The organism is Candidatus Neptunochlamydia sp. REUL1, from assembly GCF_963457595.1.
GTDB lineage: Bacteria > Chlamydiota > Chlamydiia > Chlamydiales > Simkaniaceae > Neptunichlamydia.
Genome location: NZ_OY735137.1, coordinates 180647 through 196055, shown reverse-complemented (window position 1 = coordinate 196055; position 15409 = coordinate 180647). Strand labels below are relative to the sequence as shown.

The 15409-nt window shown below is 42.1% G+C and carries 14 protein-coding genes; 6 read left to right on the top strand and 8 right to left on the bottom strand.

What is annotated here, in order from left to right:
* Positions 1–54: 54 nt before the first annotated feature.
* Genes R2I63_RS01315 through R2I63_RS01305 form a run of 3 tightly spaced genes read left to right on the top strand, consistent with a single transcriptional unit; the run spans position 55 to position 4178 of the window.
* The gene (locus R2I63_RS01315; RefSeq protein WP_316358015.1) at positions 55–1503 is read left to right on the top strand and encodes an efflux transporter outer membrane subunit; all 1449 of its coding nucleotides are present in this window, start codon (positions 55–57) and stop codon (positions 1501–1503) included.
* On the top strand, positions 1493–2650 hold the full coding sequence (locus R2I63_RS01310; RefSeq protein WP_316358013.1) for an HlyD family secretion protein: 1158 nt from the start codon (positions 1493–1495) through the stop codon (positions 2648–2650). The genes R2I63_RS01315 and R2I63_RS01310 overlap by 11 nt, the downstream gene beginning before the upstream one ends.
* A complete protein-coding gene (locus R2I63_RS01305) occupies positions 2640–4178 on the top strand; it encodes a DHA2 family efflux MFS transporter permease subunit (RefSeq protein ID WP_316358012.1) in 1539 nt (512 codons plus the stop codon). Before R2I63_RS01310 ends, R2I63_RS01305 begins: the two co-directional genes overlap by 11 nt.
* Here R2I63_RS01305 and R2I63_RS01300 read toward each other — a convergent pair.
* Complete coding sequence (locus R2I63_RS01300; protein WP_316358010.1) at positions 4154–5389, bottom strand: MFS transporter; 1236 nt, start codon at positions 5387–5389, stop codon at positions 4154–4156. The two genes, R2I63_RS01305 and R2I63_RS01300, sit on opposite strands and share 25 nt — an antisense overlap.
* Before the next feature lie 31 nt (positions 5390–5420).
* Positions 5421–7034 (bottom strand): ShlB/FhaC/HecB family hemolysin secretion/activation protein, encoded by a 1614-nt coding sequence (locus tag R2I63_RS01295; protein WP_316358007.1) that lies wholly within the window; start codon positions 7032–7034, stop codon positions 5421–5423.
* 144 nt (positions 7035–7178) lie between these two features.
* Here R2I63_RS01295 and R2I63_RS01290 point away from each other — a divergent pair, with 144 nt between their 5' ends.
* Both R2I63_RS01290 and R2I63_RS01285 read left to right on the top strand, forming a co-directional pair.
* The gene (locus R2I63_RS01290) at positions 7179–7547 is read left to right on the top strand and encodes an IS630 transposase-related protein (RefSeq protein ID WP_316358006.1); all 369 of its coding nucleotides are present in this window, start codon (positions 7179–7181) and stop codon (positions 7545–7547) included.
* Positions 7548–7594: 47 nt separating this feature from the next.
* Entirely contained in the window at positions 7595–7801 is a 207-nt protein-coding gene (locus R2I63_RS01285) for a transposase (RefSeq protein ID WP_316358002.1), read from the top strand.
* A 25-nt stretch (positions 7802–7826) separates the two neighbouring features.
* Here R2I63_RS01285 and R2I63_RS01280 read toward each other — a convergent pair whose 3' ends face one another.
* From R2I63_RS01280 to R2I63_RS01260, 5 genes are all read right to left on the bottom strand, one after another.
* Entirely contained in the window at positions 7827–8126 is a 300-nt protein-coding gene (locus R2I63_RS01280; protein WP_316358000.1) for a hypothetical protein, read from the bottom strand.
* Positions 8096–8377: a hypothetical protein gene (locus tag R2I63_RS01275; RefSeq protein WP_316357998.1), complete on the bottom strand. Its 282-nt coding sequence runs from the start codon at positions 8375–8377 to the stop codon at positions 8096–8098. The genes R2I63_RS01280 and R2I63_RS01275 overlap by 31 nt, the downstream gene beginning before the upstream one ends.
* Before the next feature lie 225 nt (positions 8378–8602).
* Positions 8603–10297, bottom strand: coding sequence for a type II secretion system protein GspD (locus tag R2I63_RS01270; protein ID WP_316357997.1), 1695 nt, complete (start codon positions 10295–10297; stop codon positions 8603–8605).
* A gap of 188 nt (positions 10298–10485) precedes the next feature.
* On the bottom strand, positions 10486–11913 hold the full coding sequence (locus R2I63_RS01265; protein WP_316357994.1) for an LbtU family siderophore porin: 1428 nt from the start codon (positions 11911–11913) through the stop codon (positions 10486–10488).
* Positions 11910–13799 carry a S9 family peptidase gene (locus R2I63_RS01260; RefSeq protein WP_316357991.1) on the bottom strand — a complete coding sequence of 630 codons (1890 nt, stop codon included), beginning with the start codon at positions 13797–13799 and terminating at the stop codon, positions 11910–11912. Before R2I63_RS01260 ends, R2I63_RS01265 begins: the two co-directional genes overlap by 4 nt.
* 316 nt (positions 13800–14115) lie before the next feature.
* Here R2I63_RS01260 and R2I63_RS01255 point away from each other — a divergent pair, with 316 nt between their 5' ends.
* Positions 14116–14319, top strand: a complete 204-nt coding sequence (locus tag R2I63_RS01255) for a hypothetical protein (protein ID WP_316357987.1) — start codon at positions 14116–14118, stop codon at positions 14317–14319.
* Positions 14320–14609: 290 nt separating this feature from the next.
* On the opposite strand, the gene R2I63_RS01250 is transcribed toward R2I63_RS01255, so the two are convergent.
* On the bottom strand, positions 14610–15335 hold the full coding sequence (locus tag R2I63_RS01250) for a hypothetical protein (protein WP_316357983.1): 726 nt from the start codon (positions 15333–15335) through the stop codon (positions 14610–14612).
* Positions 15336–15409 lie beyond the last annotated feature (74 nt).

The window sequence follows — 15409 nt, the reverse complement described above, 5'->3', positions numbered from 1 at the left end:
ACCATTCTTAAGATTTACATTCTATAAAAAACAAAGATCTTTTATTAAAAGGTTATGATGAAATTGAGAATGTTTTCGTTAATAACTCCTTTTTGTTTTTTGTTTTTATTTTTGTTTGAAAGTTGTGCAGCATTAAAGAAAAGAAAGCATGAACCTGAAATGATAGAAACTGTAGATGTTTCTCCTGCAATTGATTCGGCTCTTAATACTCCTAACTTTGCAGAAGGAGAGTGGCCTGCATACAATTGGTGGACGCTTTTTGAGGATGGACAGCTTTCTGAAATTATGGAAGTAGCAATTGAAAACAATCCTGGTTTATTGGCAGCGGTTTCCCGAGTCCGGGCAGCGCAAGAAGAAGCCCAAAAGATGCGCTCTGTTCTTTTGCCTCAGTTTAGAGCAAGCTTTAACGACAATTATGAACACCTTAGCAAAGATAGCTTGGATAGATTTCCTTCGTCAGCGGTTCCTGCAGTGATTAATCAAGTTTATCTAGCGCTAAACTTCGAATATGAAATTGATCTATTTGGGAAAAATAGAAATAAGTACCGCGCGGCAATGGGGCAAGCAAGAGCTCAAGCTGCTGAAATGTCAGAATCCCTACTGATTATTACTGCGACGCTTGCAGAAACCTACATCAATTATGCTGCAAACCTTCAAAATCTTCAATTTAGTATGGCTTTAGCAGAAGCTCAAAAGGTCTATCTTGAATTGACTGAGCTGCGGTTTTTGAATGGCTTAGATGACCAGATGATGGTGGACCTTGCCAATGCAAATCTTCTCTCTGCTGAAGAGAACGTTGTTGCTTATGAAAAAGAAGCTGATCTTAACCTTAGCCAAATTAAAATTCTCATGGGACTAGGGCCTGATGATGGATGGGAGATTACAACGCCAACACTTGCTTTTGATCGGCCATTTCTAATTCCTGAGAATATTCCCGTGAATCTTTTATCTCGGCGCCCGGATCTTATGGCTCAGATCTGGACTGTCGAAGCTGCAGCCCATTTGATTAGTGCTGCAAAAGCCGCATTTTTCCCTAATATCAACCTTACTGCAATCGCTGGTCTGGAAAGCCTAAAGTGGAACAACCTCTTCATCTCGGATAGTTATGCTGCAGCACTTTCTCCAGCTATCAATCTTCCTCTTTTTGCAGGAGGAAAGCTTACAGCGCAGCTAAACGAAAAATATGCAACTTATGATGCTGCGGTTCATGATTATAATGCGCTTCTTCTTCAGGCAGCTAAGGAAGTTTCTGATCAGATTAAAATTTTAGAAGCAGCAAATCAAGAGAGCGGTTTGCAAGCGCAAGTGTTTGAAAAAACCATGCACATTTCGCAGCTGACAAATGAGCGATATGACAATGGGCTTGATGATTACTTAACGGTTATAGATAAACAAGTTGCAGCGATGAATCAGGGGATAAAAGATGTGGAAAAAGAAAATGAGCGCTATTTAGCAGTGCTTCAATTGATTAAGGCATTAGGTGGTGGGTACCATGACAGATAAAGTTGTATCAAACAAGAAGAGAAACATGATCCTTCTTTGGGTTTCTGTAGGTTTTATCCTGATTGGAATAGCGGTTTTTCTTTATTGGTTTACCATTCTCCGTTTTGAGAAGTTTACAGATGATGCATATGTTCATGGAAACATGATTGAACTTACACCTCAGGTTCCTGGAATTGTGACGTCTATTAACATTGACAATACTGACCTTGTTGAAGAGGGGCAGGTTCTAATCGAGCTGGATAAAACCGATTACCAGATTGCTTACAAAATGAAAAAAAGTGAGCTTGGGGATTCGGTACGCTCAGTTGTACAGATGTTTCTTAGAGTTGAAGAGTTAGAAGCCGATCTTGAGCAGAAAGATGCTGAGTTATTCAAAGCAGAAAAAGACTATAAAAATCGGGTTAATCTCGTGGGGGTCGGAGGGGTTTCTCGAGAAGAGTTTGAACATGTTGAAGCTGACTTTGTGGGTGCTCAAGCTGCTCGTAGGGCCACATACTTACTTCTGCAGTCAGCCTACGCAAAAGTGCAGAACACAACCGTTAGAACTCATCCTCTGGTAAAAAAAGCGGCAGATGGCGTCAAAGATGCTTATGTTAACCTTCAACGGTGCTCGATTTTAGCGCCAAGCGGTGGGTACGTTGCGATGCGCTCAGCCCAGCTTGGAGAATACGTTGGAGTGTCGGAGCCTTTGATGGCTATTATTCCTCTAAATGAACTTTGGGTAGATGCTAACTATAAAGAAGTTCAACTTTCAAAGGTAAGAATTGGACAGAGTGTTCGCCTTATCTCAGATATTTATGGGAGCGGCGTGGTATTCCATGGGAAAATTGTAGGAATCAACCCCGGGACAGGGAGCGTCTTCTCTGCCCTTCCTCCTCAAAATGCAACGGGAAATTGGATCAAGATTGTTCAACGAGTTCCTGTTCGTGTGAGTCTAGATCCGAATCAGCTAAAGAAGCACCCTCTTTGGTTGGGCCTTTCCATGAATGTGACTGTTGATATCCATGACACTTCAGGACCCATCCTTGCCGAAGCGACACGGATACATCCAATATATCAGACAAACATTTATAGCCAGCAAGAAGAGGGAGCGATGAAAATTATCGACCAAATCATTTTGGAAAACGCTGGCAGCTATGAACGGTAATCCTTTAACGGGAATCACTCTTTTTCTTGGAGCCATTGCGCTTTCTCTCTGCACCTTCATGCAAGTTCTTGACTACTCCATTGCTAACGTCTCCATTCCCTATATTGCAGGGGACTTAGCAACTAGCGTCAATGATGGAACATGGGTAATTACCATGTTTGCTGTCGGAAATGCCATAGCTCTTCCTCTAACAGGATTTTTGACACGTCGCTTGGGATCGATTCGCGTTATGGTGCTTTCTGTGACTCTATTCACTTTATTATCATGGCTTTGTGGAATGTCAATTAACATGAATATGCTCGTGATCATGCGTTTCATCCAAGGGGTTGTTGCAGGTCCTATGATTCCGCTTTCTCAAAGCTTAATGATTATGACTTTTCCAAAAGAAAAGAAGAATCTAGCCCTCGCATTATGGAACATGGTCGCTGTTGTTGGACCCATTGCCGGGCCTATTCTTGGTGGCTGGATCACGTTTAATTACTCGTGGCCCTGGATCTTTTTTATTAATATCCCCGTGGGGATTTTTTGTGTTTTGGTGATCCGTTCTTTATATAAGAAAAGAGAAACAAAGACTGAAAAAGTTCGTATTGATGGCTGGGGGATCCTTCTTTTGGCTTTTGCTGTTTCTGCTCTTCAAATCATTCTAGACCAGGGACAAGAACTTGACTGGTGGCGTTCAAATATTATCATTGCCCTTACTGTTGTTTCGGTTGCTTCCTTTGTTTTTCTCTTTATCTGGGAACTGACACATGGTACGCCGATTATGGATCTTCGGATGTTTAAAAACCGAAATTTTTTTATTGGTACGGTTATTACGGCATTATCCTATATGGTTCTTTTTGGTGTGATTGTCATCACCCCTCTTTGGCTTCAAGAGATGATGGGATATACAGCGCAAGTTGCTGGGCTTGCCGTTTCTACGATGGGAATCCTCCCATTTTTTACAGTGATACTAGTGGCGAAACTCATGAATAGGGTCCGGCTAAAATATCTGGTCGCTCTCTCTTTCTTCAGTTATGGAGTTGTTCTCTTCTATTATAGTACATTTACAACAGCTGTCTCCCTTGAGATCATTGCGCTGTCAAGATTACTCCTTGGAATCGGGATTTGTACGTGGCTTGCTCCCATCACTGCAATTACTTTCGCCCGCGTTCCCGCTGAGAAACTTGCAATGGGGCAGGGGATGTTTCATTTTCTCAGAATATTAATGGGAGGGGTGGGGACATCTATTTTCGTTACGGTGTGGGAGCGAAGAGGAACGCATCACCACAGCAACATTGTCGATAGCATTAATCAGCACAACCCCGTTAGTAAGGAGCTGTTTGCTGATTTAAAACAGTATGGGATTATGGGAAAGAAGGCGTTAACAGTCGTTGATACCATAGCATGGAATCAAGCAATGATGCTTTCTCTAAACGATATTTTTTGGTTGGGAGGATGGGTTTTTATGCTGCTTATTATTCTTCCCTTTTTCTTTAAGAAACGGAAACATCTTCCTGCTGATCAGCTTCCCCCTGCAGGGCATTGAGGTTTAATGAATAGGATGAGAGCTGCAATCACCGCGCATACAGCTCCTGCATAAATGGGGAAGCTATTGTTTTTTGCCATAAAAAAGCCACCGGCAAGTGCAGTTGCTGCTTCAGCAAAAACTTGCAGAGACTGGTTGGTTCCTAGAGATTGTCCCTGCCGCTGTTTGCTCACGGTATCCGAAACCATGATCGCAGGGAAGGCAAACCCCATTGACAGAAAGAACCCAACAGGAAGGATGGTAAAGATAAGAGCCCATGGAGAGGTGGGCATCACAAAGATTAAATAGCTGATACAGGTAAAAAGAGAGCCGAGGAGCATCGATTGTCTTGAGGTCCACCATTTTGCAAAAAGGCCGAAGAAAAAGGGGGCAATGATAAAAGGAATTGAAAGGTATGCATTGATTTCCCCAAGCAATGAGAAAGAAAAGTCGAACCGGTTTACGAGATAAGCAGAGAAAAAGTTCAAAAAGAAAAACATTGCTGAAAAGACAAAAAAGTTCGCAGAAAATATCACCCTAAGAGGTTGATACTTTAGCCCCTCTGTAAAGGATCGGATAATTGTCTTAAGAGTTATCTCTATTTTCCTCTCAGGAGAGTGCGTTTCTTTAAACAGATGAAAAACAATGAGAAAACCAATGAATGTCAAAATCGCAGCACACCAAAAGGGAGTATCATAATGGAACCAAGGAACAATTGTAGAGTAGGCAAGTTTCCCCCCAATCAAAGGGCCAAAGAAAAATGCAGTACTGCTTAAGGAGACAATCCATCCAAAGTTTTTTGTTTTTGCTTTTGAACTTTCACTGACATCGGCAACAGCTGCTTGAGCAATTACAATATTGCCTTCTAGGAGACCACTAAAAAATCGGCTCACAAATAGAAAGAGAGGAAGAGTATAGAGAATTGAAAGTGCTGATCCAATAAATGCTGGAATTACAGCAAGAAGAGAAATCAATAAAATCGGTTTTCTTCCATATTTATCAGAAAGTTTTCCTAGGATTGAGGCTCCTATAAACTGACCCATTGGATAGACAGAAAATAGGACACCCAATAAAATTCTTCGGGTTCCTGTTCCCATCGAGGCGGGGAAAAAACTATGTGCAGGTTCTAAAAAAAGAGGAGGGAAGAGGGGGAGTGCTAAAGAAAACCCTAAGTAACCTAGGAATAAAACAGTGAAGACTGGAAATATTCTAGTAACTTGCGACGAGGCCAAATTCAAACCTCCAGCGTGTGTGGTTGTCTGATCATGCAGGTTGCCAGACTTTGTAACCGAGGTCTCCTCTAAAGGTTAGGTAATGAGGAAGATTATATCTGACACTCGGGCCCACACCCATTAGATTGTTATGATTGACTTCACCGGGGAAAATTTCATGGTTGCTTCCGTAGGCATAATCCATAAAGACTAGGAAGCGGAGCTCGTCTTTTACAACCTTTTTGTGGTTCCCTATCACCTTAATTGAAGGGGATCGGAGCTCGATGTTAAAAATAAAGACATTATCAGCGTTCACTTCTCGAACTTGGTATCCACGAACAGTGTCCCAGCCTCCTAAGGCAAACTGTTCACTCGCAAGAAGGTTTATACTCGAGACTTGACCACGGAGCTTGGTCTGTATTTGGAAATCATACTTGAGGTTAAAGATGGGGGCGACAGCAAGCCGGGTATAAATATAGGAATTATTGGCTCCTGGTCGGAGCTCTTCATACCGCTTGCGGCTCTGATCAGGAAGCCAATTCCCAGAAGAGCCATAGACTTCAATTGTTCCCGAAACCTTATACCATTCTCCCTCATAACCTCCGTTGTAGCTAACCATAAGCTGGAAAATATTGACAGATTGATCAAAAAAAAGTGTTCCATCTTGGGTGAGGCTAGTATTCGTTCGCTTATAATCTGCTCCTACTAAGAAATCTTCCAAGAAGTTGATAAGAGGTCTAACTGGCATTTCATAGCGGAGGCTTGTCTGCGCACTATACCCCTTGGTCCGCATTCCGGGAGTTTCTAGGTCAGCCTTAATATGAGAGTAGCCTCCATAAGCAACCAAAGTATGACGCCAGGGAAGGGGAGCTAAGTAATGAAGAGATGTTGACCAGTACTTATCAATATCGCTTCCTGTCGTGAATTGAAATGACAGAACATGGTCAAGATTAAAAACATTTCCCCAGTTAAAACCTGCAAAATAACGCGTACGCCCTGCTTGGTGGATACCAGTATTATCGACTCCAGCAAAAAAGCGCCAAGGAAAGCGATCATCCGTCACGAGTTCGATATCTGTGACTCCGGTTTGCTCAGCTGGAGTAAAAATGGAATTTGTTTGTCTAAAAGGATTTCGGTTCATCCACTCAAGGTCTTTGAAAAGCTGATCCATATCAAGGCTCTCCCCTTGCTTATTCTTCACATATCCAATCAGGCGTTCATCCTTAAAGTGCTTATTGCCGCTGCAATGGACCTCGCGGAGTTTGCCTTCATAAACAACGAGCTCTAACACTCCCAATGATATCGCTTGAGAGGGGACTTCAACGTATACGATGGGTCTGTTGGCTTTGCGATAGAAATCGATAATGGTTCGCTTAACATCTTGAATTCGGCTCACCGTTACAGGGAGTCCTAAATAATCTTGAAGATAGCGTTCAAGCACGCTTTCACCTGTTGGGATCTTAAGGTCAACAAACTTGACCCCCGAGATGTTTTCTACATGGACATTCCCGACGGATCGATTTGATCCCATCAGTACAATCCCTTTAAAATGGCTTGCTAGAACCTCTTCCGATTCCTGCGGATACACGAGGCTAGGGAAATGTTGTTCCACGGCTCCAAGAGGAAGAACGAGTGCTATTGCAGCTATTAAGGTTTTTCGGATCATTTCACTACTCTATTCAGTTAAGAAATTATTATCAATTTTCTATTACCAAGCAAGGTAAGTGCGGTTATTGTTATTCGCACGGGTATCATCTTGTCTTCGGATATAGCATATCTAAAATTTTTTATTTTAGTTATAATTTTTTGAGTGGCCTATTCATTGGATTTTAGAAAAAAAGCACTGTCAATTCGAAGCAAAGAAAAATTGAGCTTTGCACAAGCAGCAAAACGTTTTGGTGTAAGCATCAACAGTTTATTTCTTTGGTCTAAACAAATAGAGCCCAAACAAACTAAGAATAGACCTGCGATCAAGATTGATAAAGAGACTTTAATGGGGGACATCGAAGAATATCCAGATGCCTTCTGCTATGAACGAGCCAATCGTTTAAACGTAATCGCCTCAGGCATTTGTAGTGCGATGAAGCGGCTAAAAATCAGCTATAAAAAAACACTAAACCATCCCAAAGCTTGCGAAAAAAAAAGAGAAATTTTTTTTGGAAAAGATCGCAAAATATAAAAAATTGGGAATGCCAATTGTATATATTGATGAGAGTGGATTTGCGCATGACATGCTTCGAAATAGTTATGGATAATGCTGCGTTCCATAAAGGTGAATTTATGCAGCAAAGGATTAAAGCTGCAGGGCATACCTTAGAATATCTCCCTCCATATTCTCCTGATTTAAATCCAATTGAATACAAGTGGGCTCAGGCAAAATCTAAGCGAAGAAAATATCGATGTGGAATAGATGAACTTTTCCAGGAGTATTGATTATAACTAAAATAAAACAATTAATCTATAGAAGAGAGCTACATCCTATTGCGCCTGCTCGTCCTCCTTTTGCCTCTAAAACCCCGTGGTTTTCAACATGCCGAGCAATCAAAAGCGCGTCACCATCTTTAGTATGGATGGTTCCATAGTTTATAATCGAAGACATCGAGTTTCCTATAAACTCTAGGTTTTCCCCGTTTAGGAAGTCGCTATCAAGAACATCAAAGGTTGATCTAATAAAAGAGGTGGTATTAATGCAAGCGCCTTTACCTATAAGAAGTTCATTGGAGTTTATTAGGTAGAGGTGACCATTTGACTGGAGCATGCCCAAAATTTCAGAAGGGTTTCCCCCAGAACGCGGTTAAGAGTTACGGAAACTTCCGAGGGTTGAATAAAATGGGTTGTTTCTCCCTTCTTGATCGAAAAATTTTTCCACTTTAGAATGGTTTTCTCTTGCTCGGTTTTAACAATAAGAGTGTTATTTTTCCATGGGACAGCTGAGCTTTTCCGCTGACCCCAATGGGATTGGCAAAAAGGGGAAGAGTGAACAAAGACAGGATAAGGGACTTTGGCCAAGACACCGGTGATACCTCGTATATATAAAATTTTTTTACATATAGCAAAGTATAGAAGTATCACGCAAGTGTTTAACGGTTATCTTCTCGCATTTTACGGAGGCTTTCTTTCATCTTCCTCAAGTCGCGTGCAATCATTTGTGAGAAATGTTGAGTCATATTTCTGAGGAAGACCTTTTCCTCGACTTTAGAGAACTGAGCAATAAAGGTTTTCCAATGAGCGGGATCACGATCGACTACTTTCTGAGTCTGCTGTGATTCTGAGTTTAGGAGGTTGTTGATTGGTTCCATATGTTTCGTCTTCTTTTTTCAACATGTCGACTCCCATCTGAAAATGGGAAGGATTTGCTGATTGACCTTTGAATTGGTTTTCTTGATAGGCTGTTACGTTTCGATACTCTTGTCCGGAGTGAATAATCTGAGGGCGGACAAAGACAATCACATTGCGCTTTTCATCGTCAGTCGTTGTTTTACTAAAGGCTGCTCCGATGAGAGGAAGCCCTCCCATGCAGGGGATCCCTGACTTTCGCTCTCTCTTTGTATTGCGGATCATACCACTTAAGACGAGAAAGCTTTGATCAGGAACATGAACTTGCGTTGCCATATCGGTTTTGGTTGTGTTGATTCCATTAACGGAGTCAGCAACGCTATTGTGGCTTGGAATAACATTGGTGATCTCTTCCGAAATCTCTAATGTAATCACATCTTCATCACCCAAAAGGGGAGTGATATTAAGTTTTACTCCAACATCACGGTACTCAATATTCGCAGAAGTTTGTTGGCTTGCTCCCACGGTTTCAACGACAGATCCCGTGAAGGCAATATTGTCTCCCACGAATATGCGGGAAAGTTTGTTGTCTTGAGTAATGATTTTCTGATTCAAGATGATCGTACTGTCTCCATCAGCCTCAAGAGCTGAAACAAGAGATCCGAGTGAAAGGTACGATTGTCCCTTATGGAGGATAATATCCCCGAGCACTCCGAGATCAAACCCGCGTCCCAATGGGAACTGGTCGGTTCCTGTGGGGGTATTTGATGCATTTATCTGTTGCAAAGTGTTTGCAAAAGGTGCCTGTTTCGGAGCGGCCGGGAAATTACCAAGTCCATACCCAAATTTGTTACGATATTGCCCACCTGCTCCCCATTCGAGTCCAAACTCGAGCCCTTTCTTTACGTTAGTTTCGATCACGAGAACCTCGATAAAGACTTGCTTTTTTGGGACATCTAAACTCGAAATGAGAGATGTGAGCTCTTCGATACTCTCTTCTGTTCCAGAGTAGAGGATAGAATTCGTAGATTCTACCCACTGCATCGATCCAATTGCTTGGACTAGCTCTTTTGATGCACTGGGGTTTGCTTTCATACTGACAGCGACACTTTTGATCGCTGTGAGAATCTCATTTCCTACGTGGTATTGCAATTTGTAGACATGAAATTCTCCCTTCTTTTCATATTCGTAAGGGGTGAGAAACTGGTTTCCCGGCTTATCATTGACCAAACGAAATTCTCCCTTCCCTTCCCTCTGGCCGCGAATTTTCGCGAGTTTCAACTCTTTCCGTTCTTCCAGTTCCCACTCTTCTATCTTCTCGACAAGGTAGTAGTCGCCACGCTTCTCTGTACGAATTCCTTGCTTTTCGAGCAGTTCAACCATGATTTTCAAAATGTTTTCGGGGTCAGTTGCCTTTCCTGTGACGAGGCTAATATTAAAATCTAGGATCTTTTCATCGTAAATAAAGTTTCTTTCAGCAACAGTGCTCACAAATCGGAGGAATTCCAACATGGAAACATCCTGAAAATTGACAGTCAGGGATTTCTCTTCACTTTCTGGAGGGGTCGTATCGAAATGAAGAACTTCTTCGCCAACCAAAGGGGCGCCAAGTTGAGAGAGAAGGAAAAGAGATGTGAAGATCTTATGTTTCATTCTTTTTATGAACGCTAATGGTTAAAGAAGTTTAGATCTTAACAAGTTTGAGAGATAGAAAATAGAATTTTTTGTATTGCTTTGGTCAGAAATGACTAAAGATGAAGGAGTTAAAATTCATAAACCATTTACTTTTAGATTGATAACGAATTTCCATCTTTAAGTAAAATTAACCTAGTGTCCCAGAGCTAAAAATAGAGGAGGTAGTCGATGGAAAGAGTGTAGTCGCGGTGCCCAAGGTTTCTAGGATTGATAAAGTAGGGGAGTCCTGTCACAACATTTCCAGCAGCGCGATTCTTCTTGTCATAAAGTTTATCGGAATTCAGTTCAACGCTGAGAAGGTTTCCTCGGAAAACGTAGGTTGCCCAAGTGAGTGTGATTCTTTCTTTGGGAACATTAAAAGCCAAAGCCTCATAACTTCTTGAATATCCCAAAGCAAGAGAGCTAGGCATTGCTGCTATTTTAAAGGCATATGCAAGTTCTGTATCAAAGGCGATGGGTTTTGCCCCTTTAAAAGAGGTTCCATTTGTGCTAAAAGCTGCGTCATTTGGGTTAAAGGGACGAAGCGTCTGGTTATATTCGCATAGCAGTGTCCAGTCTCCGATGGAAAAATTTCCATTGGCATTGAGGCCAGGAACAATATGGCGGAGCTTTTCCGTATTAGAAGGGTCGCCAAAAGCCTCTTGCATTCCCGTTGAATCAGCAATATTACGCACTGCGCCAACAGCAAGCTTGCAATCGAGTTTCTTGACGTTAAAATGAAACCCTAGGTTAACCCCATAATTGTTGATATTGTTTCCAGAATCCGCATGACTATCTCCCTTAAAAACAAACGCAGCAAATTGAACTGTATCATTGAAGAACCCTAAAGTAATATCTCGAGCAAGTGTTCTAAAAAGAACACGTGTTAAAGGATTGTGGACAGCTGCATAGGTTGTATATTGTCCATAGGGAACATAGGTTTGACCAAGCGTTCCATACCACGACTCTTTTGAGAAGTCTCCAAACGTGATAAAAAGGGAGTCGGCATGAAAGCGAGAACTCGCAATTCGAGAGCTACTTAAGGCAGAGTCGACGGAGTTATCATACTCCAGCCCTATGAAACCATAGAGCCAGGGGGCAACAACAATTAGAAAATCTACCTCAGCATCTGTGATATCTAGATCACTTTGAGCACGACCTCTCGCGTCTTTTTGTACAAACCCTGTAAATTCAATCTCACCACTCAGGAAGATCCGAGGATTGATGGGGAAAGGGATTCCTTTTTCCTGCATGTACTTTGTCGATTCTGCAAGCTCAAGCAAAATCTGCAGGTCTTTATTGACATTTGAGAGACTTGCCATAAGCTCTGTTCCTTCAAATGTTGCACGGACCCCTGGATAGGGAGAAGAAGTAACAAAGGTTCCAAAGTAGTTGGCAATCCGCTGTTGGAGCGTCATTTCTTTTTCTTCAGAGGGTGCTTCAATACGCTTTAATAGAAGATTTTGATAGCTATCCTCTATGGGATCTTGCTTTTGAGATTCTTGCTCTGCCTCTTGAAATTGGATGTAAATGCCCTCTTGCACAGCAAGAAGAGGAAAGGCTAGAAAGGCTAGAATGAATATAGATAGCTTCATGGGTAATTGTGGATGGTTAAGGGTTCAAGGGTATCAGCAGGGGAAAAACCAAAGATCTTACCGTAGAAGTAAAGCTCAGCATCGAGGGCACGCATAATATTTTTAGAAGCGCGGAAACCGTGTTGCTCTCCTTCGAATAAAAGATAAGCCACGGGAATGCCCTTCTTATTTAAAGCGTTGAACATCATTTCAGCTTGGGCAGGAGGGACAATTTTATCCTCAGCCCCCTGCAATAAGATCACTGGACAGGATAATTTCTCAGTATGGTGAATAGGACTTAGTTCAATATAGCGTTTTTTTGCCTGTGGATAGGGACCAATCAGTTTATCTAGGTATCTTGATTCAAATTTATGGGTATCGGTGGCAAGAGCTTCTAAATCACTCACCCCATAGTAGCTTGCTCCAGCCTTAAAAACATCTCGAAAGGTCAAAGCAGCTAGAGTTGTGTAACCTCCTGCGCTTCCGCCTTTAATCGCCATGCGTTCTTTATCAACACATCCCTCCTTAGCAAGGAAAAGAGCCCCGTTGCAGCAATCATCAACATCAACGATTCCCCAGCTATCTTTAAGGCGCTCGCGGTATGCGCGGCCGTAGCCAGTGCTTCCTCCATAGTTGACATCCAAGACCCCAATGCCCCTTGAGGTCCAAAACTGAATCTCCAAATTCAAGCTTGCTGAAACGCGTGCTGTAGGGCCTCCATGACTTTTAACAATTAGGGGGGGGAGATCTGTTCCTTTATAGTCCTTATTTTTTGGAGGGTAGTAAAAAGCATAGGAGTTTTTGCCCCCTTCAGTTGGGAATTCCAATGTTTCAGGAACAGAAAGGTACCCGGAATCGATATTTAAATCCTTTGACTTTCGGATCCGCTCCACATCCTTAGAGGCCACATCGTAACGGATCAATGTGCGCATTTCGACGGGGGAAGCTCCCGTAAAATATAGATGCATTCCTGCAATAGTGAAGCCGCCATAACTTGTGAAGGGGAGATCAATCTTTTCAAGAGACTTTTTCTCAGGATCCAAAATCCCCAAATAGTCAGTTCCCGAAACAGTATAGACACATGCAATTCTTCCGTCCTGAAGAAACCCATAATTAGACATCCTGAAGACCCAAACAGGTTGACCAAACTCTGCCTCCATGGGATAGAGAGCTTCAACTCCATCTACACCCATTCGATAGAGATTCCACCATCCGGAACGATCCGAGACAAAATGCAAAACACCATCAGGGCTCCACGTTGGTTGAAAGATAGATTCACTCTCTCCTCCTGCAACAGACTTTACATTTTTAAGAGAACCTTCTTTGGTGAGTTCTCCTACCCACAGTGTCGAACCATCCCAGGGCATGTTTGGATGGTCCCAGGTAATAAAAGCAAGGTGGGTCCCCTTAGGATGCAAGGCAGGCATAGAGTAGAAGTCGTGTCCCTCATGGATGACTTCGACCTTACCTCCAATTTTTACCAGAGTATTGACAACGTCATGCTCAGAGCGATGTTCTTCTTGGATGGCATAAATGACGTTTCTAGAGCGATCACAAATGGGACTTGCGTACCGCATTCCCTCTCCAGAGCAAATCATTTCGATCTTTCCATTTCGATCGCGCTTATAAAATCCTTGATCTTTAAAATTGGAGAAATAGAGTACTTCATTTGAAACCGTGAAAGAGCCTCCTCCATATTCATGAACGCGCGTTCGTGCGTTGTAGGGTTCAGGAAGAACGTCCTTTCCACCTTTTACAATTACAGAACGTCCCTTTTCTTCAGGGCGAGATTCGCTCCAGTATAAATCGTTTCCATCAACAACAATTTCACCAAGCCTAATCGCAGACTCTACAATTATCGATGAGGTGATAGGAGACTTCCAAGATCCACAAGGCTTTGCTTCCATTTTAAACACACATAGAGTTAATACAAGTAAAGAAAAACATTTCATAGCGTCTTAACTTTAAATTAATAAACCTATGTTGCTCTTTTAACCAGTATTCCCATTTTCGCTTGTAGACAACCACTTGTGCTTGTCTACGAGCTCCAAATTCCAACGCCAATCAAAACAAGCTTTCCTACCTTTATGGATTTAAAGTTAAGGCACTATAGTATCGCTACTATAGCATATAAAAATTTTACAAAGAAAGAATTTTATGGGGCTTATCGAAAAATGAATGAAAAGAATAAGGGGAGAGGGGGAGCCCTAGAGGTATAACCGAATGTTGTGCCTAGGAATAAATGAGCGTATCCTTGGGAAGTTGAATAAATTTTCCATAAATAAGTACGCTCAAGGAAAATGTGATAAATTACCAGAATTTCAACAAGGATTAGAAGAAATCGTGCGAGAAGGAGCGCGAAAGATACTTCATCAAGTGATTGAAAGTGAAGTAGAAGAGTTTATAAAGCGTATCAGGAACGCCTAAAGCAAGTAGCCTAAAAAGTTGGGACTACAGTAGTTTCAACTAAAAATGGGGCAACCTCGATAATCTCCAGACACTATCTAATTTTCTTTTCTAACGCACAACAAGTCGTTTAAACTTTCTTTGAAGCCATGATATTGCCCTCTCCACTTGCCATCGCTTTCTTCGAATCCAACAGGCAATCTTCTTATCTTCTAGATGTTTCCCCGTCTCTTTTTGGAAGATCTTTATCTGTTCGCTTACTCTTACAAGCAGAGGCTCTGCTTGTAATCTCTCATCTTGACAGGTGGTATCTAAGGGCGCGCCCTAGACCAAGTCACTTCTTTGCCGATGGTATCAAGAAGAATGGAAATAGGGAGGGTGCGTCCACCTTCCTGGCCCACTCCCTCAATTTCAAATAAAGGGAGAAGGGTTCCTAAGACAGCTTTTTGATATCTGACATAAGGTTGAGAGGAAACCATGAGAATAGAGCCTAGTTCAGGAGACATCTCTAGCCATGCATAGACGGTACTTTCTGTCGTGGGGCGGCCCCTCAAAGGAAGAGGAGGAGCATCGACAATAGTTAGGGGGACTGCGCGCAATTCTGGAGGCATCTCTGTTGTTTCCCAGACGTGAACCATCATTGCGGTTTCGTTTTTTAGAGAGAGAATTTTTTTTTCCTTTTCAATATGGAGAGGGCGTTTTCCTGTTAAAAAAACAACGTTGTCAAACCGAACCCCACGCTTCCATTCTTCGACGATATGATGGATGCGCATCTCGACCGCTCCATGAAGAGCGCCTAGAACAAAAGCATAGTCATAATATTTTTCGCTTGCCCATTTGGTCTCAAACATTCCCATGGAGTCTAATAGGGGACATATTTCATCTCGCTGGTCCTCAAAGCGGTCCTTAAAAGTCCAACGATCGCCTCTTTGGATCCATTCCTGTGGAGAGCTTTTCGTGATTTGCTCGAGGGTTGGAATATCACAAAACAGAAAAGAAGTCAGTAGCAAAGAGAGAATAAAAAACCGTTTAGACAAAACAGCCTCCAACAACAATTGAATATTCAGGGTATGGTAAGGAAAAACTACTTTATATTCAATTAGAGCGTGAC

Excerpts from the sequence above, each read along its gene's own strand:
- R2I63_RS01255 (WP_316357987.1), top strand. The coding sequence starts at position 14,116 with ATGTTGTGCCTAGGAATAAATGAGCGTATCCTTGGGAAGTTGAATAAA.
- R2I63_RS01280 (WP_316358000.1), bottom strand. The coding sequence starts at position 8,126 with ATGCTCCAGTCAAATGGTCACCTCTACCTAATAAACTCCAATGAACTT.
- R2I63_RS01310 (WP_316358013.1), top strand. The coding sequence starts at position 1,493 with ATGACAGATAAAGTTGTATCAAACAAGAAGAGAAACATGATCCTTCTT.
- R2I63_RS01285 (WP_316358002.1), top strand. The coding sequence starts at position 7,595 with ATGACATGCTTCGAAATAGTTATGGATAATGCTGCGTTCCATAAAGGT.
- R2I63_RS01305 (WP_316358012.1), top strand. The coding sequence starts at position 2,640 with ATGAACGGTAATCCTTTAACGGGAATCACTCTTTTTCTTGGAGCCATT.
- R2I63_RS01315 (WP_316358015.1), top strand. The coding sequence starts at position 55 with ATGATGAAATTGAGAATGTTTTCGTTAATAACTCCTTTTTGTTTTTTG.
- R2I63_RS01295 (WP_316358007.1), bottom strand. The coding sequence starts at position 7,034 with ATGATCCGAAAAACCTTAATAGCTGCAATAGCACTCGTTCTTCCTCTT.
- R2I63_RS01260 (WP_316357991.1), bottom strand. The coding sequence starts at position 13,799 with ATGGAAGCAAAGCCTTGTGGATCTTGGAAGTCTCCTATCACCTCATCG.
- R2I63_RS01270 (WP_316357997.1), bottom strand. The coding sequence starts at position 10,297 with ATGAAACATAAGATCTTCACATCTCTTTTCCTTCTCTCTCAACTTGGC.
- R2I63_RS01265 (WP_316357994.1), bottom strand. The coding sequence starts at position 11,913 with ATGAAGCTATCTATATTCATTCTAGCCTTTCTAGCCTTTCCTCTTCTT.